Here is a 19,455-nt window from a genome sequence, read left to right on the forward strand (position 1 = left end):
GAGGTTATGCATGGCAGCCTTGCTGGTGAGTGAGAGTTCACTCGGCCATCCAGAGAAATATGGCGGCAAGCCGGTAACAAGTCGGTAGGAAGAGGACGGGATGGCTCCAGTGATCCGTATCTGCAACGGATTGGATGAGCAAGGTGAATGGCGTGAAGCCAGCTTGCTTCAGATGCAGCCGAGATCAGAGTTGGGGGAGGCGCTGGGCTCAGCCTGGTGACTAGCTGGTTTGTCCCTGTTTGAAGGTGACGGATACCAGGGCGCCAACCGGCGGTTCCCCTGCAATGGCCAAATCGATAAGTGCCGCCGTCCGTTCAGCCAGTTTGGTCATATCCTGCTCAATGGTCGTCAGTTCGTCAGCCAGTCCAGGTAAACCATCATAACCAACCACGGCAAACTGCTTTGGCACCCCATACCCGCGATCTTGCAAGGCGGTGATCACGCCGATCGCAGTCTCATCGCAGGCACAGACAAACCCCTGATATGTTTCCAATTGTGTGGTTGGCAGTTGCATGAAGTGGCGATAGGCCGCGATGTCCACGACAGGGAGTGCGCCAGTACACAACTCGCGGATCGGCAATTCATGGCCGGCCATCACGGAGAGGTAGCCCTGATATCGGAGTTGATAGCCGCCACCACAGGTTGTCGGTGTGACAAAGCCAATGTGCGTGAGACCTTTGCCTATTAGGTGCGAAGTGGCGGCGCGACTGCCATGAAAGTCATCGGGGGCCACCCAAAATGAGCCTTCTGACATACCGATGCAGACATAGGGCTGGTGATGTCGGCGGCAAGCCGAGATGCGAGGGTCACAAGGGGTGATACCGAGCAAGACCACCACATCCACTTCGGGAAGGTTTTCCCCCTCAAAGCTGATTGGTACCAGACGGTATTTGAGGTGATCGATGGCAGTGGCAAGTGCCGGCCAGAGCATTCCCAGATAGCGAGAGGACTTGGCCTCATGGGGACCAAGCGAGAGTGCAATGCTCATCAAGGGGATATTGGTTGGCGCCTTTTTGCTCGGCGGGTGCAATCCCAGCTCCCGGCATACCGCCAGTACCTTCTGGCGGTTTTCTGCGCTGATCCCGGGTTTGTTGTTCAGTGCCCGACTGATGGTTGCGATCGATACGCCAGCCACCTTGGCCACATCATGCAATGTGGTTTTTTTCGGCTTCACGTCACAGCTGTTTTTGGCCAACGCTCCCCCCTCATCAGAAAGGTTTACTTGAGCGCCATTTAAAGCGAAAAATTTTCAATGGTAAACAGCGGCAGACGGGCAAATTGCGGAGCGGCGATCTGCACATCCCCATGCTCTTCTGAATATTTGCAGGGAAAGCCATCTTTTTGCTCCCTATTGAGATACAGCGCCATTGGCACCATCAGGCCGATAAAGTGGGGGATATCCAATGGCAAATGCCCTTCACCGGCAAGGACATTTGCCATATCGGCAGGGAAGATCAGAGTGACTTGTAGAAAAAGAGGGTTGCCGCCAGGCTGCCGTCGGCACTGAGGGCAAAGTCCGGGATCTGGCCCGCCTCCTGGTAGCCCAACTGGCGATAGAGGCGGGATGCCACATCCCCGACCCGGGTATCGAGCACCAGCAGACTGCGCTTGGCCTCGCGGGCGCCTTGTTCCATGGTGTGCATCAGGGCGCGGCCGATGCCCTTGCCACGGGCATGGGTGTGCACCATCAGCTTTTCCACCTCGGCCCTGTGCCGGCCGTTCTCCTTGCTGCAAAGCGCCAGCTGGATGGCGCCGACCGGCTGGCCTTCCTCGAGGGCAACCCACAACTTGCGCTTGCCTGCCGCCAGCTCCTCCTCAACCCCTTGCCAATAGGCGTGTCCCTGTGCCTCACTCAGGGGAGGCAGGAATCCCACCGAGGCGCCGCTGGCCACGCAATCTTGCAGCAAAGTGATGAGGGCAGGGGCAGATCCTGTCGTGCTGTCCAGTTCAACGATATTCATGTCACGTCCTTGTCAAAAGGGGCAAGCCTGCAGGCTCGCGTCGGGTCATATCCATAACTGGCGCCGTTTGGCATCAGCCATCGGCGCCATGCCTTGGTGCTATTTTCCGGGTCTGTGTCGCGTCGCCCATTCTCGGGCGTTGGCGCGCGGTAAAACGCTGTCAGCGGATCAAATGTTGCTCGGCCAGCCAGGTAAACAGCAGGCGGGAGACGGGGGAGATCTCATCAAGGTGGCGGCTGTCGAGCCAGCGCAACTCGGCGATTTCGGCCGATGCCGTGGGGGTGCCCCTGGCCTCGCCCGTGTAGCAGCGTAGCCTGACTTCGACCCCGGCCGGCTTGCCGTCGGCCTGGGCACTGAACTCGCAGGCAAAGCGCAATGTGTCCGGTTGCAGGGTGACGGCCAGCTCCTCTTCAATTTCGCGAACAAGCGCCGCTTCATCGCTCTCTCCCGGTTCGCGCTTGCCGCCCGGGATGTAGTAGATGGATTTGCCGTGGGAACGGGCGCAAAGCAGCTGACCCTCCTTGAAGGTCAACCAGGCGAGTTTGTCGATCATGGCAATGTGTTCTCCGGTTGAGTGGTGACTTGTTCGCACAATGTGCGATAGGAGCTGTGTTCCAGCTGGGCAGGGGAGAGGCCGAGTTGTGTCGCCAGCGCCTGCAACTGCTGGCGATATTCGGGCAGTGCGGTCTCGTCATCGGTCATGATGGCCAGCTCGGCGAAGTCACCGAGTCCTTCCAGATGATCCAGGGTGACGTGGAAGGGGCCGACAAAATAGATGCTGCGCCGTTTTTCAATGTTCAACACCTGCCGGTAGCCCAGGGTATGCAACATGCTGACGGCCTTGTCGGTGTCGGTGATGTTGACCGCCTCGCAGCGATCCGGCTCGGGCCCTTTCACTATCCAGAGGCGGATGCCGGAGGGCTGCATGGTACGGATCACCAGGCTCTTGCCCTGTGCGGCCAGGGTGTGCTCTGGCGTATCGAAATAGCTGTCCCGCTCCCGGTTATCTTCCACCATCACCTGCGGGGTGAGGGCCGCCAGCGCCGCGCGAAAGGCGTCGCTGTCTGCCAGCCGGTATTTGAACTCGACTTCGAAGCGGCCCTGAAAATGTGCCTGTGACATCAAGGGGTTCCTGCCGATTAGAACATGAATGACAGGCAGCCTAGCAAAGTTGGCCGACCGGCCCAAGGGGTTGGCGAACGGAATGCAGAAACACGCTGTTTCCGGTGACGGAGCCTGTTTCGATGAGAGTATCCGGAGTTTTGTCAATGAAAGGGGATGGCGCGCTGGAGAGTCACTGCAGGCGCGTCTCTTGGCAAAGGAGTGGATGCGGGCGTAAAAAGTCGCGCTGGTGCACAGGATGGGGCCGGCAGGCTGGGCGCAGGCGGAGCCCTGTGGTTTAATCCCTGCCACTTTGGCGGTAGCCGACCCGAGTGTGACGGCGACGCTGCGTTGACATATGCAGGTGAAAGAATGCAGATAACAGCACAGAACAACTTTATCGGATTGGGGGTGGCGGGTAACTTCGCCGGTCACCTGGAGCAGGCTGGTGAGGCCTCGGATTTCGTGGCCGTGGTGGTGCGCGATACCAGCGCACCCAAGGCGCTGTTTCCCTTCTATGTGCCGGGTCATCCGGGTCAGCTGGGGGTCTTCCCCTTGAGCGGCGATGCCATCTTTCTGCCACAGGCGGCGATCACCGGTGACGAGAAGGTGCAGATTGAGCCCGAAGTGGCGCTCTGGTGCGAGCTGGAGTACGCCGGAGATCAGGTGGTGGCGATCCATCCCCGTGCCTTTGGAGCCTACAACGACTGCTCCATTCGTCGCCCCAACGCCAAAAAGATCAGCGAGAAGAAGAACTGGGGAGCAGAGAGCAAGGGGCTGGCGGCCAGACTGTTGCCCCTTTCCGGTTTTGCGGCCGGCTGCGAGCTCGATGACTACCGCATCGCCTGCTATCTGGAGCGGGACGGCGAGCTGCACGCTTATGGCGTCGACAGCGCGGCGGTGGATTACAGCTATTTCCACGGCCGGTTGCTGGAGTGGGCCATCGACAAGTTCAATCATCAGCAGGATGAGGGGCCGGCCGAGCATATCCAGGGGCTGCTGGCCCAGGCGGGCCGCCCGTCCCATGCGCTCATCAGCATAGGGGCCACCCGCTATACGCCGTTTGGCGAGACCCACTTCCTCCAGCCCGGTGACACCGCCTGCGTGTTGGTCTACCCGGGCAGCCGTTACGGTGAGGCCGATATTCGTGACGCGATCCGCTCCCGCCAGTTTGCCCCCGACATGTCGGTATTGCTGCAGGCAGTCAGGAGCCGCTGATCCGGGCGCGCCTTGTAGGCGATCTCCCCTGTTACGCTTGCGCGGGCCTGACGGGCGCTGTCTGACATGACCTGTCGCTTACCGGAAAGGAGCTGGAGCATGGTGAACATCAGGGGTTGTACCACGGACGATCTGGCAGGCTTGCTGGATCTTTATCGGGAGCTGCGTCCCCACGATCCTCCCCTGAGTGGCGAAGGGGCGCGCACGGCCCTGGAGGCGCTGTTGGCAGATCCCCGGGTGCGGCTCATCGTGGCCGAGGTGGACGGGGAGCTGGCCGCCACTTGCCAGCTGGGGATGGTCCCGACGCTGACCAATGGGGCCAGACCGTTTGGCATCATAGAGCATGTGATCACGGCGGCCCGCTTTCGCCGCCGTGGCCTGAGCCAGAGGGTACTGGAACAGGCGCTGGCCATCGCCTGGGAGCAGGATTGCTACAAGGTGATGCTGCTGTCGGGGGAGGGGCGCGAGGGCGCTCACCGGCTCTATGAGAAGCTCGGCTTCAAGGCCGGGATCGAGCGGGGGTTTGTCATCAAACAGGTGGATGTGGAGAAACAAGGTGCATTGCCCAAGTAAGGCTTGTTGACAGGTTTTTGGAAACAAAAACGGGGAGGGTAGCGATACCCTCCGCGTTTTTTTACACGGATGGTTGCCAGCGTTGCCGGCAATCCTTATTTGCTGGCTACCTTGCTGACCACCTCGATCAGCTGATAGCGCAGAGATGGGGCATCGGCCGGCACATTGGTGAGCCGCTCCTTGCTGACGGTGAGCTGGTAGCGATAGCCCGGCTCGAACTGGAAGCCTTCAATTTGCTGATAGAAGAGAGTCCAGGGTTGTTGCTCGTCGCTGCGCACCTGCATGCACTTCATCGGGCCGACCCCGACACAGTGCACCAGCTGGCTGTTGACGTAGAGTGTCTCGCCCTGGGAGGGAGCTGGGGCGCTCTGGCAGGCAGAGAGCAACAGGGCGGCAGTGGCACCGAGGAACAGGGGTTTCATGACGGACTCCTTCAAATCGAAAGGGGCATTAGAACGGCAAACAAAAAGGCGGTCAATGACCGCCTTTGTAACAAGTCGTGTCGACGGGCGCCTTAACGCTGGTCGATGGGGACGAATTCCCGCTGCGGATGACCGGTATAGAGCTGACGCGGGCGACCGATCTTCTGATCATCATCCGAGTGCATCTCGTTCCAGTGGGCAATCCAGCCGATGGTACGGGAGATGGCGAAGATCACGGTGAACATGCTCATCGGGATGCCGATCGCCTTCATGATGATGCCGGAGTAGAAGTCCACGTTCGGGTAGAGCTTCTTCTCGATGAAGTAGGGGTCGGACAGCGCGATGCGCTCCAGCTCCATGGCCACGTCCAGCAGCGGATCCTTGATCTGCAGCTCGGTCAGTACTTCGTGGCAGGTCTCGCGCATCACGGTGGCACGGGGGTCGTGGTTCTTGTAGACCCGGTGACCGAAGCCCATCAGACGGAACGGATCGTTCTTGTCTTTGGCCTTGGCAATGAACTCGGGGATGCGATCCACGGAGCCGATCTCTTCGAGCATCTTGAGACAGGCCTCGTTGGCGCCACCGTGGGCCGGACCCCACAGGGAGGCGATACCGGCCGCGATACAGGCAAACGGGTTGGCACCGGAGGAACCAGCCAGACGAACGGTAGAGGTAGAGGCGTTCTGCTCGTGATCAGCGTGCAGGGTGAAGATGCGATCCATGGCGCGCTCGACCACGGGGTTGACCTTGTACTCCTCGGTCGGCACACCAAACATCATGTGCAGGAAGTTGCCGGCGTAGGAGAGGGCATTGCGCGGCTGCATGAACGGCTGGCCAATGGAGTACTTGTAGCACATGGCGGCCAGGGTCGGCATCTTGGAGAGCAGACGGAAGGCGCAGATCTCGCGGTGCTGCTCGTTGTTGATGTCGAGAGCATCGTGATAGAAGGAGGACAGGGCGCCGACCACACCGCACATGATGGCCATGGGGTGGGAGTCACGACGGAAGCCGCGGAAGAAGAAGGCGATCTGCTCGTGCACCATGGTATGGCGGGTCACGGTACGCTGGAAGTCGGCGAACTGGGCCTTGGTGGGCGCTTCGCCGTACAGCAGTATGTAGCAGACTTCGAGGTAGTTGGACTCTTTGGCCAACTGGGCAATGGGGAAACCACGGTGCAGCAAGACACCCTGATCCCCGTCAATGTAGGTAATGGCAGATTTGCAAGAACCGGTAGCCATAAAGCCGGGGTCAAAGGTGAAATACCCTTGAGCACCCAATTTTCTGACATCAATCACATCCGGACCGACTGTGCCGGAGAGGATCGGCAATTCGACCGGATCTTTTCCGGGCAGGTGTAGGGTGGCTATCTTATCAGCCATAGCACGTCTCCTTTGCTCTTTATAATTTGGTTCCAGTCCTACTCTATTACGACTTTCATGACGCTGGCAAAGGTTGTCACCCGTACCAAGGCCGGCTGGAGCGCCTTATTTGAAACAGAGTTCCCTATCAATGTCAATTTAGCTGAATGGCCATTACGGAATTGTTAAATTAAATATGCGATCCGGTTTGCGCTTTTGGTTTTCTTTGTAGCTATTTGATTGTCTTCGGTTAAGCCCATCGATATACTGCGCCACGTGGGTCATGGCTGCTGGTGTTTGAAACGCTTTGGCAAAGCCTGATGTGAAACCGAAAACACGATTTTTGGCTTTTTCAGAGTGTTTTGGTAACAAATAACCAACAATCACCATCCCGTGCCCTCAGGAGTGAGTTAAAACAATAACTAACGTGCTCAATGGAGCTGAGTGGGCAAGCGTGAAAAATAAACAGAGACCGGTCAACCTCGACCTACAGACGATCAGCTTTCCTGTCACTGCCATTGCATCCATCCTGCACCGTGTATCAGGGGTTATCACCTTTGTTGCACTGGGCATCTTGCTGTGGATGCTTGGTACTTCACTCGCCTCTCCCGAAGGGTTTGAAACAGTGGTTGCCATCACGGACAACTTCCTGGTCAAGCTCGTGCTGTGGGGGATCCTGACTGCGCTGGCATACCACATAGTGGGCGGCCTGCGTCACCTGGTCATGGATATGGGCTATTGGGAAGAGCTGGAATCCGGTAATCAGAGCGCCCGTGTGGCCTTCGTGATCACCGCGGTTTTGGCAGTATTGGCGGGAGTACTGGTATGGTAACCAATTCTGCAACCTTCGGGCGCAGCGGCGTTCACGATTACATCCTGATCCGCGCCACCGCCCTCATCATGACCTGTTATGTCCTCTACCTGGTGGGCTTTGTCGCCTTCAATGACATTACCTACGAGGTGTGGACCGGCTTTTTCGCCAACACCTTCACCAAGGTTTTCACCCTGTTGACCCTGCTGTGTGTGCTGATCCATGCCTGGATCGGTCTGTGGCAGGTGCTGACTGACTATATCAAGCCAGTGGGGCTGCGCGGTGCGCTGCAATTCGTGCTGGTGGTGGTGCTGTTTGTCTATCTGATGACGGGTTTCGTCGTGCTGTGGGGTGTGTAAGGTGACTATTCCAACTCGTGAATTTGATGCGGTCGTGATTGGTGCCGGTGGTGCCGGCATGCGCGCCGCGCTGCAGATTGCCCAATCCGGCAAGAGCTGCGCTCTGTTATCCAAGGTTTTTCCAACCCGTTCCCACACCGTTTCCGCCCAGGGCGGGATCACGGTTGCCCTGGGCAATGCCCATGACGACAACTGGCAGTGGCACATGTATGACACCGTCAAGGGTTCCGACTATATCGGTGACCAGGAAGCGATCGAATACATGTGCAAGACCGGCCCGGAAGCCATCTATGAGCTGGAGAACATGGGTCTGCCCTTCTCCCGCTTCGACAACGGCCGGGTCTACCAGCGTCCGTTTGGTGGTCAGTCCAAGAATTTCGGTGGCGAGCAGGCCGCCCGTACCGCGGCGGCTGCCGACCGTACCGGCCACGCCCTGCTGCACACCCTGTACCAGCAAAACGTCAAGAACAAGACCACCGTCTTCTCCGAGTGGTATGCGCTGGATCTGGTGAAGAACCAGGACGGCCACGTGGTGGGTTGTACCGCCATCGACATGGAGAGCGGCGAGGTCGTCTACTTCAAGGCCAAGGCCACCGTGCTGGCCACCGGCGGCGCCGGTCGCATCTACCAGTCCACCACCAACGCCCACATCAATACCGGTGACGGCGTCGGCATGGCCCTGCGTGCCGGGGTCGGCGTGCAGGACATGGAGATGTGGCAGTTCCACCCCACCGGCATCGCCGGGGCAGGGGTACTGGTGACCGAAGGGTGCCGTGGTGAAGGCGGCTATCTGCTGAACAAGGACGGCGAGCGCTTCATGGAGCGTTATGCGCCGAACGCCAAGGATCTGGCCGGTCGCGACGTGGTGGCCCGTTCCATCATGATCGAGATCCGCGAAGGCCGTGGCTGTGACGGTCCCTGGGGCCCGCACATCAAGCTCAAGCTGGATCACCTGGGCAAGGACGTACTCGAATCCCGTCTGCCGGGCATCTGCGAGCTCTCCCGCACCTTCGCCCACGTGGATCCGGTCAAGGAGCCGATCCCCATCATCCCGACCTGCCACTACATGATGGGCGGCGTGCCGACCAACGTGAATGGCCAGTGCCTGACCCAGGACAAGAACGGCAACGATGTGCCGGTAGTCGGTCTGTTTGCGGTGGGCGAAATTGCCTGCGTCTCCGTGCACGGCGCCAACCGTCTGGGCGGCAACTCCCTGCTGGATCTGGTGGTGTTCGGTCGTGCCGCCGGCATGCACCTGGTCAACACTCTGGGTGAGATGGAGCACGGTCGCGAGGCGTCCGAGTCTGATCTCGATGCCGCCCTGGCTCGCTTCAACCGTTGGGAAAATACTCGCAGCGGCGAAGATCCGGTGCAGATCCGCAAAGACCTGCAGCGCTGCATGCAGAACAACTTCTCCGTGTTCCGCGAAGGGGAGGCCATGGCCGAAGGCCTTGCCGAGCTTAAAGTGATCCGCGAGCGCCTCAAGTCAGCCCGTCTGGACGACACCTCCAGGGAGTTCAACACCCAGCGCATCGAGTGCCTGGAGCTGGACAACCTGATGGAGACGGCGTTTGCCACTGCGGTGGCGGCCAACTTCCGTACCGAGAGCCGTGGCGCCCACTGCCGCTTCGACTTCCCGGATCGCGACGATGAGAACTGGCTGTGCCACAGCCTCTATCATCCGGACACCGAGTCCATGACCCGTCGCGCTGTCAACATGTCTCCGAAAACCCGTGAGGCATTCCCACCCAAGGTGCGGACTTACTGATTGCGGAGCCAAACAAGATGAACGTCACTTTCTCTGTCTACAGATACAATCCGGATGTTGATAACGTCCCTCATATGAAGGAATATCGTCTTGATATTCCTGAAGGTTCCGACATGATGGTGCTCGATGCACTGATCCAGCTCAAGGAGCTGGATCCCACGCTGGCCTTCCGCCGCTCCTGCCGCGAAGGGGTCTGTGGATCTGATGGCATCAACATGAATGGCAAGAACGGTCTTGCCTGCATCACCCCGCTCTCCGATCTGCTGAAGAAGGGCAATACGGTGGTCATCCGCCCCTTGCCCGGCCTGCCGGTGATCCGTGATCTGGTGATCGACATGACCCAGTTCTACACCCAGTGGGAGAAGGTCAAACCCTTCCTCATCAACGATGACAAGTTGCCGCCCGTGCGTGAGCACCTGCAATCCCCCGAAGAGCGCGCCAAGCTGGACGGCCTGTACGAGTGCATACTCTGTGCCTGCTGCTCCACCTCTTGCCCCTCCTTCTGGTGGAATCCCGACAAGTTCATCGGTCCGGCCGGGTTGCTTGCAGCCTACCGCTGGCTGGCAGACAGCCGCGACACCGCGACCACCGAGCGACTGGGTAATCTGGACGACGCCTTCAGCGTGTTCCGCTGCCACGGCATCATGAACTGCGTGAACGTCTGTCCCAAAGGCTTGAATCCGACCAAGGCCATCGGTCAGATCAAGTCGATGTTGCTCAATCGGGCTGTTTAGTATCCGGGCCAGCCAAGCACTGGCCCGACTTCTGGATAGCCATCCTGACCGTGTAAGGGATGGCTATTTAAACCCTACAAGCTGCTACGCAGTAACAAGAAGTACAAGGGATAGAAATGCATAACGGCGTGATGAAGGCCTGGTTGGAGTCATCTCACCTGGCTGGTGCGAATGCAAGCTATATTGAGGATTTGTACGAGTCCTTCTTGGAAAACCCCGAATCCGTATCCGATGAGTGGCGCAGCCTGTTCCAGGACCTGCCGCAAGTCAATGGCCATGCGGTTGAACAACCCCACTCCCAGGTCCGCGATTATTTCCGTCGTCTGGCCAAGGACGCTTCCCGTTTCAGTGCCCCCGTCTCCGATCCCCAGGTGGATGCGAAGCAGGTGCGGGTGCTGCAACTGATCAACGCCTTCCGTTTCCGCGGTCACCAGAACGCCAACCTCGACCCCCTGGGTCTGTGGCAGCGCGATCCCGTTGCCGAACTGGATCCGGCCTTCCACAACCTGCAGGGCGCAGACATGGAGGCCACCTTCAACGTGGGCTCCTACGCCATCGGTCCCGAGACCATGGTGCTCTCCGATCTCTACGCCTCGCTGAAGAAGACCTACTGCGGCAGCATAGGCGCCGACTACATGCACCTCACTTCGACCGAAGAGAAACGCTGGCTGCAACAGCGTCTCGAATCCATCGAAGGGACGGGGAGCTACACCCTCGAAGAGAAGACCCGCTTCCTCGAGAGCCTGACCGCCGCCGAGGGGCTGGAAAAATACCTGGGGGCCAAGTTCCCCGGTGCCAAGCGTTTCTCCCTGGAAGGGGGCGATGCCATGGTGCCCATGCTCAAAGAATTGATCCGCCGCGCCGGTGAGCAGGGCTGCAAAGAGGCCGTCATCGGCATGGCCCACCGTGGTCGCCTGAACGTACTCATCAACGTGCTGGGCAAACGTGCCCAGGAACTGTTCGACGAGTTTGCCGGCAAGCACGGTGAATCCTGGGGCACGGGCGATGTGAAGTACCACATGGGCTTCTCGTCCGACTTCGCCACTCCGGGTGGGAACGTCCACCTGGCGCTCGCCTTCAACCCGTCTCACCTCGAGATCGTCAACCCCGTGGTCATCGGCTCCGTGCGTGCTCGTATGGATCGCCGTGGTGACAAGGATGGCTCGAGCGTGCTGCCCATCACCATCCACGGTGACTCCGCCATGGCCGGTCAGGGCGTGGTGGCCGAGACCTTCAACATGTCCCAGACCCGTGCCTATGGCGTGGGCGGGACAGTGCGCATCGTCATCAACAACCAGGTAGGCTTCACCACCTCCTATCACCGCGACCTACGCTCCACCGAATATTGCACCGACATCGCCAAGGCCGTTCAGGCCCCCGTACTGCACGTCAACGGGGACGATCCGGAAGCCGTGGTACTGGTGACCCAGATTGCCCTGGATTATCGCAACACCTTCAAGCGCGACGTGGTGATCGAGCTGGTCTGCTACCGTCGTCACGGCCACAACGAGGCCGACGAGCCGAGCGCGACCCAGCCCTTGATGTACCAGAAGATCAAGCAGCATCCGACCCCGCGCAAGATCTACGCCGATCAGCTGGTGGCGGAAGGGAGCATCACCCAGGAGCTGGCCACTACCCTGGTCAACGACTACCGCGACACCCTGGATCGGGGCGAGCGGGTGAGCAAGGAGTGGCGCCCGATGGAGCTGCACTCTGTCGACTGGACGCCCTACCTCGGTCACGACTGGAATATGCCCTATGACAGTACAGTGCCGATGGATCACTTGAAGGCCCTCGGCGAGCGGGTGAGCCAGTATCCGGCGACCCATGTGCTGCAGCGCCAGGTCGAGAAGATTTACGAAGATCGTCGCCTGATGGCCGCCGGCGAGAAGCTGCTGGACTGGGGCTTTGCCGAGACCCTGGCCTACGCCACCCTGGTGGACAAGGGCTCCCGCATCCGCTTCACCGGGGAAGACTCCGGCCGTGGCACCTTCTTCCACCGCCACGCAGTGCTGCATAACCAGACCGATGCCAGTACCTATACCCCGCTGTGCAACTTGCACGACGAGCAAGGGCCGTTCGAGATTTACGACTCCGTACTGACCGAAAACGCGGTGCTTGCATTTGAATATGGCTACGCCAGCGCCGAGCCGGCCGGTCTCACCATTTGGGAAGCCCAGTTCGGCGATTTTGCCAACTGTGCCCAGGTCGTGGTCGACCAGTTCCTCTCTTCCGGCGAGCAGAAGTGGGGGCGGATGTGCGGTCTGACCATGCTGCTGCCCCACGGTTACGAGGGCCAGGGCCCGGAGCACTCCTCCGCCCGTCTCGAGCGCTATCTGCAGATGTGTGCCCAGCACAACATGCAGGTGTGCGTGCCGTCTACCCCGGCTCAGGTGTTCCACATGCTGCGCCGCCAGGTGGTGCGCCCGATGCGCCGTCCGCTCATCGTGATGACGCCCAAATCCCTGCTGCGCCACCCGCTGGCGGTGAGCAAGCTCGAAGAGCTGGCCGAAGGCACCTTCCAGAACGCCATCGGCGAGATCGATGCGCTGGATCCGAAAGGGGTCAAGCGCGTGGTGTTCTGCTCCGGCAAGGTTTACTACGACCTGCTCGATGCCCGTCGCAAGGCGGAGCAGCAGGACGTGGCCCTGGTGCGCATTGAGCAGCTCTACCCCTTCCCGGAAGAGGAAGTGCGCGCCATCCTGGCCGACTACAGCCATGTCACCGATTTTGTCTGGTGTCAGGAAGAGCCGCAGAACCAGGGCGCCTGGTACTGCACCCGTCATCACTACGACAGCGTGCTGCCAAGCCATGCCCGTCTGCGTTATGCCGGTCGCCCGGCCTCGGCCTCACCGGCCGTCGGTTACATGTCCGTCCACGCCAAGCAGCAGAAAGCCTTGGTGGAAGATGCCCTTACCCTGTAATAAGCCTCTGGCATAGAAGTAAAAAGGAACTGATTAGATGACTATCGAGATCAAGGTACCGGACCTGCCGGAATCAGTGGCAGATGCCACCATCGCCACCTGGCACAAGAAGCCCGGTGATCTGGTTGCCCGTGATGAAGTGCTGGTTGACATCGAAACCGACAAGGTGGTGCTGGAAGTGCCGGCACCGCAAGCCGGTGTGCTGGGGGATATTCTGGAAGCGGAAGGGGCGACCGTACTCTCCCGCCAGCTGATCGCCATGCTCAAGCCGGCACCCGTGGCCGGTGAAGAGACTGCCGAGAAGCCGGTGGAAGTGGTGGCCGATGACGCCGTAGAGGGCTTGAGCCCCTCCGTGCGCCGCCTGATCGGCGAGCACGACATCGATGTCGCCAAGCTGTCCGGCACCGGCAAGGGTGGTCGCATCACCAAGGAAGACGTGGAAGCCTACATCAAGGGGCTGAGCAAGGCGGCTGCCGCTGCCCCGGTCGCCGCTGCGGCGCCGGCCGCACCTGTGGCGACCCTGGCCGGTCGCAGCGAGAAGCGCGTGCCCATGACCCGTCTGCGCAAGCGCATCGCCGAGCGTCTGCTGGAGGCCAAGAACACCACCGCCATGCTGACTACCTTCAACGAGATCAACATGGCGCCCATCATGAAGCTGCGCAAGCAGTACGGCGAGATCTTCGAGAAGAAGCACGGCATCAAGCTCGGCTTCATGTCCTTCTACGTCAAGGCGGTAGTAGAGTCCCTCAAGCGCTATCCGGAAGTGAATGCCGGGCTGGATGGTGACGACATCGTCTACCACAACTACTTCGATGTGAGCATCGCCGTCTCCACCCCCCGTGGTCTGGTGACCCCGGTGCTGCGCGACTGCGACAGCATGAGCCTTGCCGACATCGAGAAGGCCATCAAGGATCTGGCTGGCAAGGGCCGCGACGGCAAGCTGACCGTCGACGAGCTGACTGGCGGCAACTTCACCATCACCAACGGTGGTGTGTTCGGCTCCCTGATGTCCACCCCGATCATCAACCCGCCCCAGAGCGCCATTCTGGGCATGCACAAGATCCAGGACCGCCCCATGGCCGTCGACGGCAAGGTCGAGATCCTGCCGATGATGTACCTGGCGCTCTCCTACGATCACCGTCTCATCGACGGCCGCGAGTCAGTCGGCTTCCTGGTCTCCGTCAAGGAGCTGCTGGAAGACCCGACCCGTCTGCTGCTGGACGTCTGAGTCAACCCGAGCGTAAGAAAGATAACAAGGGGCCCTTGAGGCCCCCCATACAGGGGATTGAGAAACCTCTGCCCCGGACGGAAATACCTACAACACGGATAGAGCATCTATGAATCTGCATGAATATCAGGCAAAACAGCTGTTTGCCGAGTATGGCCTGCCGGTCTCCGAAGGTTATGCCTGTGCTACCCCGCAGGAAGCGGCCGAAGCGGCCGACAAGATTGGCGGCAACACCTGGGTCGTCAAGTGCCAGGTCCACGCCGGTGGCCGTGGCAAGGCGGGCGGCGTCAAGCTCGCCAAGAGCAAGGACGAGATCCGTGCCTTCGCCCAGCAGTGGCTTGGCAAGAACCTGGTGACCTACCAGACCGACGCCAACGGCCAGCCGGTCACCAAGATCCTGGTGGAGTCCTGCACCGACATCGCCAAGGAGCTGTATCTCGGCGCCGTGGTCGATCGTGGCAGCCGCCGCGTGGTCTTCATGGCCTCTACCGAGGGTGGCGTGGAGATTGAAAAAGTCGCCCACGAGACCCCGGAACTCATTCACAAGGCCACCCTGGATCCCCTGGTGGGCCCGCAGCCCTACCAGGCTCGCGAACTGGCCTTCAAACTCGGTCTGGTCGGCGATCAGATCAAGCAGTTCACCAAGATCTTCATGGGCCTGGGCCAGATGTTCCTGGATTGCGACTTCGCATTGCTGGAAATCAACCCCCTGGTCATCACCGACAAGGGTAACCTGCATTGCCTGGACGGCAAGATCAACATCGACGCCAACGCCCTCTATCGCCAGCCCAAGCTGCGCGAGATGCACGATCCGTCTCAGGATGACCCCCGCGAAGCACACGCCGCCCAGTGGGAGCTGAACTATGTGGCCCTCGATGGCAACATCGGCTGCATGGTCAACGGCGCGGGTCTGGCCATGGGTACCATGGACATCGTCAACCTGCACGGCGGCTCTCCCGCCAACTTCCTGGACGTGGGCGGTGGCGCCACCAAGGAGCGCGTGACCGAAGCGTTCAAGATCATCCTCTCCGACAGCAACGTCAAAGCCGTACTGGTCAACATCTTCGGCGGCATCGTGCGCTGTGACATGATCGCCGAAGGCATCATCGGCGCCGTGAAGGAAGTGGGGGTCAAGGTCCCCGTGGTAGTGCGCCTGGAGGGTAACAACGCCGAGCTGGGTGGTATCAAGCTGGCCGAGAGCGGCCTCAACATCATTGCGGCCAAGAGTCTGACCGATGCCGCGCAGCAAGTCGTCAAAGCAGCGGAGGCCAACTGATGAGCGTTCTGATCAACAAAGATACCAAGGTGATCTGCCAGGGCTTTACCGGCGGTCAGGGTACCTTCCACTCCGAACAGGCCATCGCTTACGGTACCCAGATGGTTGGCGGCGTCTCCCCGGGCAAGGGTGGCACCACCCATCTGGGCCTGCCGGTGTTCAACACCGTTCGTGACGCCGTGGAAGCCACCGGCGCCACCGCTTCCGTCATCTATGTGCCGGCTCCGTTCTGCAAGGACGCCATCCTGGAAGCCATCGACGCCGGCATCAAGCTGATCGTCACCATCACCGAAGGTATCCCGACCCTGGACATGCTGGACGTGAAAGTGAAGCTGCAGGAAACCGGCGTGCGCATGATCGGCCCGAACTGCCCCGGCGTCATCACCCCGGGCGAGTGCAAGATCGGCATCATGCCTGGCCACATCCACAAGCCGGGCAAGGTGGGCATCGTGTCGCGCTCCGGCACCCTGACCTACGAAGCGGTCAAGCAGACCACTGACGAAGGTTTTGGCCAGTCCACCTGCGTCGGTATCGGTGGCGACCCCATCCCGGGCTCCAACTTTATCGACATCCTGGAGATGTTCCAGAATGACCCGCAGACCGAAGCTATCGTGATGATCGGCGAGATCGGCGGTAACGCCGAGGAAGACGCGGCCGCCTATATCAAGGCCCACGTCACCAAGCCGGTGGTCTCCTATATCGCGGGTGTCACCGCGCCTCCCGGCAAGCGCATGGGCCACGCCGGCGCCATCATCTCCGGTGGCAAGGGTACCGCCGCCGAGAAGTTTGCCGCTCTGGAAGATGCTGGTGTCAAAACCGTGCGCTCCCTGGCCGATATCGGCAAAGCCCTGCGTGAAGTAACCGGCTGGTAATTCCTTATCGCCCGTTATCTCTAATAAAAATGCCGCCTTAGGGCGGCTTTTTTATGGCGTTTAAACGTTGGGCTTCACTTCGTTTAGCGCCAACTAACATCATTACTGTTTTATTGGTTGGCGCTGAACCATCGAAGCCCAAGATAAGAGATCTTATGGAGATTGGTATAGCTGTCTGAGAGTCATTATATGTTTAGCCATATCACCAAAACCACCACTTGAATCTGGAGTTATTTCTTTTGAAAAACCACTGAGATCGGGTAAAAGTTCTTCCCCTTCACAGTGAAGTCCGCAATTGAATTTAGGATTGTCTTTAATAAAATCATTCAATCGTGTTATGAACGTATCGTCACCTCTATGAGCGAGGCGAAGATAATATGATAGCTTGAGCTTACCTTCACTTGTCGACAAAATAGGAAAAATTTGGCCATCAGAGGAGCCATAACCAGCACATAAAACTGCATATCTAAGAATATTCAATGACTGTGGCCAGATAGATTGAATTTCTTTTAATGCCTTCATCTTACTATCCATAGACCAGATGGTTACATATCCCTCGATAATGCGTTCCCAAATAGGCTCTTTATCTGGATGTGGTATTCCTTGCCAATAGTTATGTGCAGCACTTTCCCAATCTGTAAATAGTTTTCCTTTGCTGTCAAAAATTTCAGAGATCCAATTTGAATCTAATCTGCTGGACTTATTTGCCGCAACACCAACGTCCGCTAGATATTCATCTTTAAAATACGCCCCCCAATCATTATTTTTTCTTATTTTTTCAAAACTGCGTTGATCATCAAAAACAAAAACACCATAAATACGTGAAACATTATCTGGGTAATGTTTTTTTCTTATTTCTTCTAGCGATAGCTCACTAATCAGACGTTCAGCTGTGTCATTCAACAACATTGATGCCATAGATATAGAGAGTAAAGCATTTTTTTTGCTTTCTTCTAAACAGTTAGGGGTACAAAACATACCCCTAACAATATTCCATTGGATAGGTGGATAATGATGGTCTAAATATATTTTCGCTTCAAACCTTCCTTCTCCATGAATTGACATCTTTAATTTCCTATGTTTTTAAATCGTATGGGAGATTGTATGAAAATATCGCAAATGTTCGAAACGCTATAAATATTATAACTACTAATTGAAATTATATCTATTTTTATCCTCCACATTTAATCTATATCTCGTATGTTGGGCTAAAAATGGTAGGTTGGTGCTTCACGAAGTGAAGCCCAACGTTTACCGTGAAATATACCTGTAAATCTGTTTTACGGCTTAGCCACATCCTTGTTTATCCCGCTCTGCTTGGCGCAATAATGCTCGTCTGTTGGGCTTCGCTACGCTCTGCGCCAACCTACAAGTTACGCTATCGCCCTGAGTGACAACTCGTGGGTCGAATAGGCGCGTCGGTTCGAATTGCGGAGCGTAATCGGACGCTTGAGGCTTGAGGTGAGTAATATCATGCTCCGCCTGATAGTCAGTTTGCCCCTTGTTTTACGCTGATGGTCTTGGGGTTTTCACGTTTGGGTTTGATCAACTGGTAGATGCCGCCAGCCAGCGGCAGGATAAAAAGCAGGGAATAGGGGGAGAGGCTGCGTCCGGTGACCACTGCCTCCAGCGCCACGGCAATTACCGGAAAAATCAGAAAGCAGAGCGAGGCCTTGAATGGGGAGGCCAGGGCATTGAGCCTGAAATAGGCGACTATCCCCCCGACCCCTGCGATGCTGCCAAGATAAAGGACGGCGAGCAGGGAGGAGAGCTGCATATCGGCGAGTACCAAAGGTTCTGTCACCAAACCGGCTATTAGCAACAAGAGGGAGGCAATCCCGCTGGGGATGGCGCTAAAGGTGAGCACATGAATATGGCCAAGTCGGTGTTGCTTCAATATATAGATGATTGCATGCAGCAGCACGGCCCCTGTGAGCAGCACAATGCCAACGAGATAGTTGCTACCCGAGATATCCGACTCTATCGAGATAATACTGGCGAGGCTCAACAAGGTTACCAGCAGGGCCAGGATCTGGCGCAGGCTGAAATGCTGCTTTGTGATGAAATACGAGAGCAGCATGATGGCGATCGGCATATAGCTGAAAATAATGGCAGCAAGACCCGATGAAATATATTTTTCTCCCTCTAGCATAAACCAGAACGGAATGGCAAAATAGAAGAGGGCTACGATCGGCATATAATGCCGCTTCCCCCTAGGAAACAGCGGTGGCACATTATCCTTGCGCGCGATAAGTATCAACAAGGGAGACATCACCATAAAACGCAGTGCGGTAGCCGTTAACGAGGGGATAGATTGTCCCGCAATGGCCATCGCAAGCCAGGTGGTGCCCCAGATCAAACAGACAGAAATAAATAACGTTTTCTTCATATAATGCCTGCCCTCTATATGAATTATTTAAAATGCAGAGAGAAGGCTAAACCTTTGGCTATACTCCAAGGTCAATCTCAATATTGTGACAAGTTGTGATAGTCTGTGGTTAGCTGTGACAATGATCGGAAACCGGAATCGCTATTTTCCGGGCACGAAGAGACGGCAGATAATTAAATAGTCGATGGCGACCAATAGTGACGTGATGCGAAACGAGTTCATTGACTTATTATTATCCCTGATAATGAGACCAGAGCGACAAATGCCGACCATCAGGTCGGCACGCTTTATGGTTGTGATAAACGCCTGTCTATCGGCATAGCGGGGCAGGGGTTCTTGGATCAGCCTGTATCGTTAGCATGCATCGAAAACCGTGAGGTTCTCACTTTTTGACAGTGAATGACCTGCGAACTTTGAGATAGCACTGTGTCCGCAAGTCACTCTCAAGGTGTGATAACCAA

20 protein-coding genes are annotated in these 19,455 nt (G+C 57.8%); 10 read left to right on the forward strand and 10 right to left on the reverse strand.

Going from position 1 to position 19,455, the window contains the following annotated elements:
- Positions 1-220: 220 nt before the first annotated feature.
- From ACB028_RS08105 to cyaB, 5 genes are all read right to left on the reverse strand, one after another.
- Positions 221-1,195, reverse strand: a complete 975-nt coding sequence (locus ACB028_RS08105) for a LacI family DNA-binding transcriptional regulator (protein WP_371143971.1) — start codon at positions 1,193-1,195, stop codon at positions 221-223.
- Positions 1,196-1,233: 38 nt separating this feature from the next.
- On the reverse strand, positions 1,234-1,440 hold the full coding sequence (locus tag ACB028_RS08110) for a hypothetical protein (protein WP_342012466.1): 207 nt from the start codon (positions 1,438-1,440) through the stop codon (positions 1,234-1,236).
- Positions 1,441-1,454: 14 nt separating this feature from the next.
- A complete protein-coding gene (locus ACB028_RS08115) occupies positions 1,455-1,961 on the reverse strand; it encodes a GNAT family N-acetyltransferase (protein ID WP_342012465.1) in 507 nt (168 codons plus the stop codon).
- Positions 1,962-2,121: 160 nt separating this feature from the next.
- Positions 2,122-2,514, reverse strand: coding sequence for an NUDIX domain-containing protein (locus ACB028_RS08120; RefSeq protein ID WP_342012464.1), 393 nt, complete (start codon positions 2,512-2,514; stop codon positions 2,122-2,124).
- Positions 2,511-3,083, reverse strand: coding sequence for a class IV adenylate cyclase (cyaB, locus tag ACB028_RS08125; RefSeq protein WP_342012463.1), 573 nt, complete (start codon positions 3,081-3,083; stop codon positions 2,511-2,513). The genes ACB028_RS08120 and cyaB overlap by 4 nt, the downstream gene beginning before the upstream one ends.
- Before the next feature lie 351 nt (positions 3,084-3,434).
- Here cyaB and ACB028_RS08130 point away from each other — a divergent pair, with 351 nt between their 5' ends.
- Both ACB028_RS08130 and ACB028_RS08135 read left to right on the forward strand, forming a co-directional pair.
- Complete coding sequence (locus ACB028_RS08130; RefSeq protein ID WP_342012462.1) at positions 3,435-4,280, forward strand: DUF5718 family protein; 846 nt, start codon at positions 3,435-3,437, stop codon at positions 4,278-4,280.
- 99 nt (positions 4,281-4,379) lie between these two features.
- Positions 4,380-4,853, forward strand: a complete 474-nt coding sequence (locus tag ACB028_RS08135; protein WP_371143972.1) for a GNAT family N-acetyltransferase — start codon at positions 4,380-4,382, stop codon at positions 4,851-4,853.
- 95 nt (positions 4,854-4,948) lie between these two features.
- On the opposite strand, the gene ACB028_RS08140 is transcribed toward ACB028_RS08135, so the two are convergent.
- The 3 genes from ACB028_RS08140 to ACB028_RS08150 form a co-directional block, all read right to left on the reverse strand.
- Positions 4,949-5,275 carry a DUF4377 domain-containing protein gene (locus ACB028_RS08140; RefSeq protein WP_042028897.1) on the reverse strand — a complete coding sequence of 109 codons (327 nt, stop codon included), beginning with the start codon at positions 5,273-5,275 and terminating at the stop codon, positions 4,949-4,951.
- 92 nt (positions 5,276-5,367) lie between these two features.
- A complete protein-coding gene (locus tag ACB028_RS08145) occupies positions 5,368-6,654 on the reverse strand; it encodes a citrate synthase (RefSeq protein WP_042028895.1) in 1,287 nt (428 codons plus the stop codon).
- Between the two features lie 153 nt (positions 6,655-6,807).
- Positions 6,808-7,023 (reverse strand): hypothetical protein, encoded by a 216-nt coding sequence (locus tag ACB028_RS08150; RefSeq protein WP_124240398.1) that lies wholly within the window; start codon positions 7,021-7,023, stop codon positions 6,808-6,810.
- A 64-nt stretch (positions 7,024-7,087) separates the two neighbouring features.
- On the opposite strand from ACB028_RS08150, the gene sdhC reads away from it, so the two are divergent.
- The 8 genes from sdhC (at position 7,088) to sucD (ending at position 16,605) form a co-directional block, all read left to right on the forward strand.
- Complete coding sequence (gene sdhC, locus ACB028_RS08155; RefSeq protein ID WP_026456528.1) at positions 7,088-7,465, forward strand: succinate dehydrogenase cytochrome b556 subunit; 378 nt, start codon at positions 7,088-7,090, stop codon at positions 7,463-7,465.
- The gene (gene sdhD, locus ACB028_RS08160) at positions 7,459-7,803 is read left to right on the forward strand and encodes a succinate dehydrogenase, hydrophobic membrane anchor protein (RefSeq protein WP_026456529.1); all 345 of its coding nucleotides are present in this window, start codon (positions 7,459-7,461) and stop codon (positions 7,801-7,803) included. Before sdhC ends, sdhD begins: the two co-directional genes overlap by 7 nt.
- A gap of 1 nt (position 7,804) precedes the next feature.
- Positions 7,805-9,571: a succinate dehydrogenase flavoprotein subunit gene (gene sdhA / locus ACB028_RS08165; RefSeq protein ID WP_026456530.1), complete on the forward strand. Its 1,767-nt coding sequence runs from the start codon at positions 7,805-7,807 to the stop codon at positions 9,569-9,571.
- Positions 9,572-9,588: 17 nt separating this feature from the next.
- On the forward strand, positions 9,589-10,305 hold the full coding sequence (locus ACB028_RS08170) for a succinate dehydrogenase iron-sulfur subunit (RefSeq protein WP_026456531.1): 717 nt from the start codon (positions 9,589-9,591) through the stop codon (positions 10,303-10,305).
- A 116-nt stretch (positions 10,306-10,421) separates the two neighbouring features.
- On the forward strand, positions 10,422-13,229 hold the full coding sequence (gene sucA, locus ACB028_RS08175) for a 2-oxoglutarate dehydrogenase E1 component (RefSeq protein WP_371143973.1): 2,808 nt from the start codon (positions 10,422-10,424) through the stop codon (positions 13,227-13,229).
- 37 nt (positions 13,230-13,266) lie between these two features.
- Positions 13,267-14,457 (forward strand): 2-oxoglutarate dehydrogenase complex dihydrolipoyllysine-residue succinyltransferase, encoded by a 1,191-nt coding sequence (gene odhB / locus ACB028_RS08180; protein WP_026458437.1) that lies wholly within the window; start codon positions 13,267-13,269, stop codon positions 14,455-14,457.
- Positions 14,458-14,566: 109 nt separating this feature from the next.
- The gene (gene sucC / locus ACB028_RS08185) at positions 14,567-15,733 is read left to right on the forward strand and encodes an ADP-forming succinate--CoA ligase subunit beta (RefSeq protein WP_042071523.1); all 1,167 of its coding nucleotides are present in this window, start codon (positions 14,567-14,569) and stop codon (positions 15,731-15,733) included.
- Positions 15,733-16,605: a succinate--CoA ligase subunit alpha gene (sucD, locus tag ACB028_RS08190; RefSeq protein WP_042028888.1), complete on the forward strand. Its 873-nt coding sequence runs from the start codon at positions 15,733-15,735 to the stop codon at positions 16,603-16,605. The genes sucC and sucD overlap by 1 nt, the downstream gene beginning before the upstream one ends.
- Positions 16,606-16,758: 153 nt before the next feature.
- On the opposite strand, the gene ACB028_RS08195 is transcribed toward sucD, so the two are convergent.
- Both ACB028_RS08195 and ACB028_RS08200 read right to left on the reverse strand, forming a co-directional pair.
- Positions 16,759-17,670 carry a hypothetical protein gene (locus ACB028_RS08195; RefSeq protein WP_371143974.1) on the reverse strand — a complete coding sequence of 304 codons (912 nt, stop codon included), beginning with the start codon at positions 17,668-17,670 and terminating at the stop codon, positions 16,759-16,761.
- A gap of 424 nt (positions 17,671-18,094) precedes the next feature.
- Complete coding sequence (locus ACB028_RS08200) at positions 18,095-18,994, reverse strand: DMT family transporter (protein ID WP_371143975.1); 900 nt, start codon at positions 18,992-18,994, stop codon at positions 18,095-18,097.
- Positions 18,995-19,455: the final 461 nt, after the last annotated feature.

Origin of the sequence: Aeromonas sp. S9(2024) (assembly GCF_041403185.1) — a bacterium.
Taxonomy (GTDB): domain Bacteria; phylum Pseudomonadota; class Gammaproteobacteria; order Enterobacterales; family Aeromonadaceae; genus Aeromonas; species Aeromonas enteropelogenes.

Excerpts from the sequence above, each read along its gene's own strand:
- ACB028_RS08110 (WP_342012466.1), bottom strand. The coding sequence starts at position 1,440 with ATGGCAAATGTCCTTGCCGGTGAAGGGCATTTGCCATTGGATATCCCC.
- ACB028_RS08115 (WP_342012465.1), bottom strand. The coding sequence starts at position 1,961 with ATGAATATCGTTGAACTGGACAGCACGACAGGATCTGCCCCTGCCCTC.
- ACB028_RS08120 (WP_342012464.1), bottom strand. The coding sequence starts at position 2,514 with ATGATCGACAAACTCGCCTGGTTGACCTTCAAGGAGGGTCAGCTGCTT.
- cyaB (WP_342012463.1), bottom strand. The coding sequence starts at position 3,083 with ATGTCACAGGCACATTTTCAGGGCCGCTTCGAAGTCGAGTTCAAATAC.
- ACB028_RS08130 (WP_342012462.1), top strand. The coding sequence starts at position 3,435 with ATGCAGATAACAGCACAGAACAACTTTATCGGATTGGGGGTGGCGGGT.
- ACB028_RS08135 (WP_371143972.1), top strand. The coding sequence starts at position 4,380 with ATGGTGAACATCAGGGGTTGTACCACGGACGATCTGGCAGGCTTGCTG.
- ACB028_RS08140 (WP_042028897.1), bottom strand. The coding sequence starts at position 5,275 with ATGAAACCCCTGTTCCTCGGTGCCACTGCCGCCCTGTTGCTCTCTGCC.
- ACB028_RS08145 (WP_042028895.1), bottom strand. The coding sequence starts at position 6,654 with ATGGCTGATAAGATAGCCACCCTACACCTGCCCGGAAAAGATCCGGTC.
- ACB028_RS08150 (WP_124240398.1), bottom strand. The coding sequence starts at position 7,023 with ATGGTGATTGTTGGTTATTTGTTACCAAAACACTCTGAAAAAGCCAAA.
- sdhD (WP_026456529.1), top strand. The coding sequence starts at position 7,459 with ATGGTAACCAATTCTGCAACCTTCGGGCGCAGCGGCGTTCACGATTAC.
- ACB028_RS08170 (WP_026456531.1), top strand. The coding sequence starts at position 9,589 with ATGAACGTCACTTTCTCTGTCTACAGATACAATCCGGATGTTGATAAC.
- sucA (WP_371143973.1), top strand. The coding sequence starts at position 10,422 with ATGCATAACGGCGTGATGAAGGCCTGGTTGGAGTCATCTCACCTGGCT.
- odhB (WP_026458437.1), top strand. The coding sequence starts at position 13,267 with ATGACTATCGAGATCAAGGTACCGGACCTGCCGGAATCAGTGGCAGAT.
- sucC (WP_042071523.1), top strand. The coding sequence starts at position 14,567 with ATGAATCTGCATGAATATCAGGCAAAACAGCTGTTTGCCGAGTATGGC.
- sucD (WP_042028888.1), top strand. The coding sequence starts at position 15,733 with ATGAGCGTTCTGATCAACAAAGATACCAAGGTGATCTGCCAGGGCTTT.
- ACB028_RS08195 (WP_371143974.1), bottom strand. The coding sequence starts at position 17,670 with ATGTCAATTCATGGAGAAGGAAGGTTTGAAGCGAAAATATATTTAGAC.
- ACB028_RS08200 (WP_371143975.1), bottom strand. The coding sequence starts at position 18,994 with ATGAAGAAAACGTTATTTATTTCTGTCTGTTTGATCTGGGGCACCACC.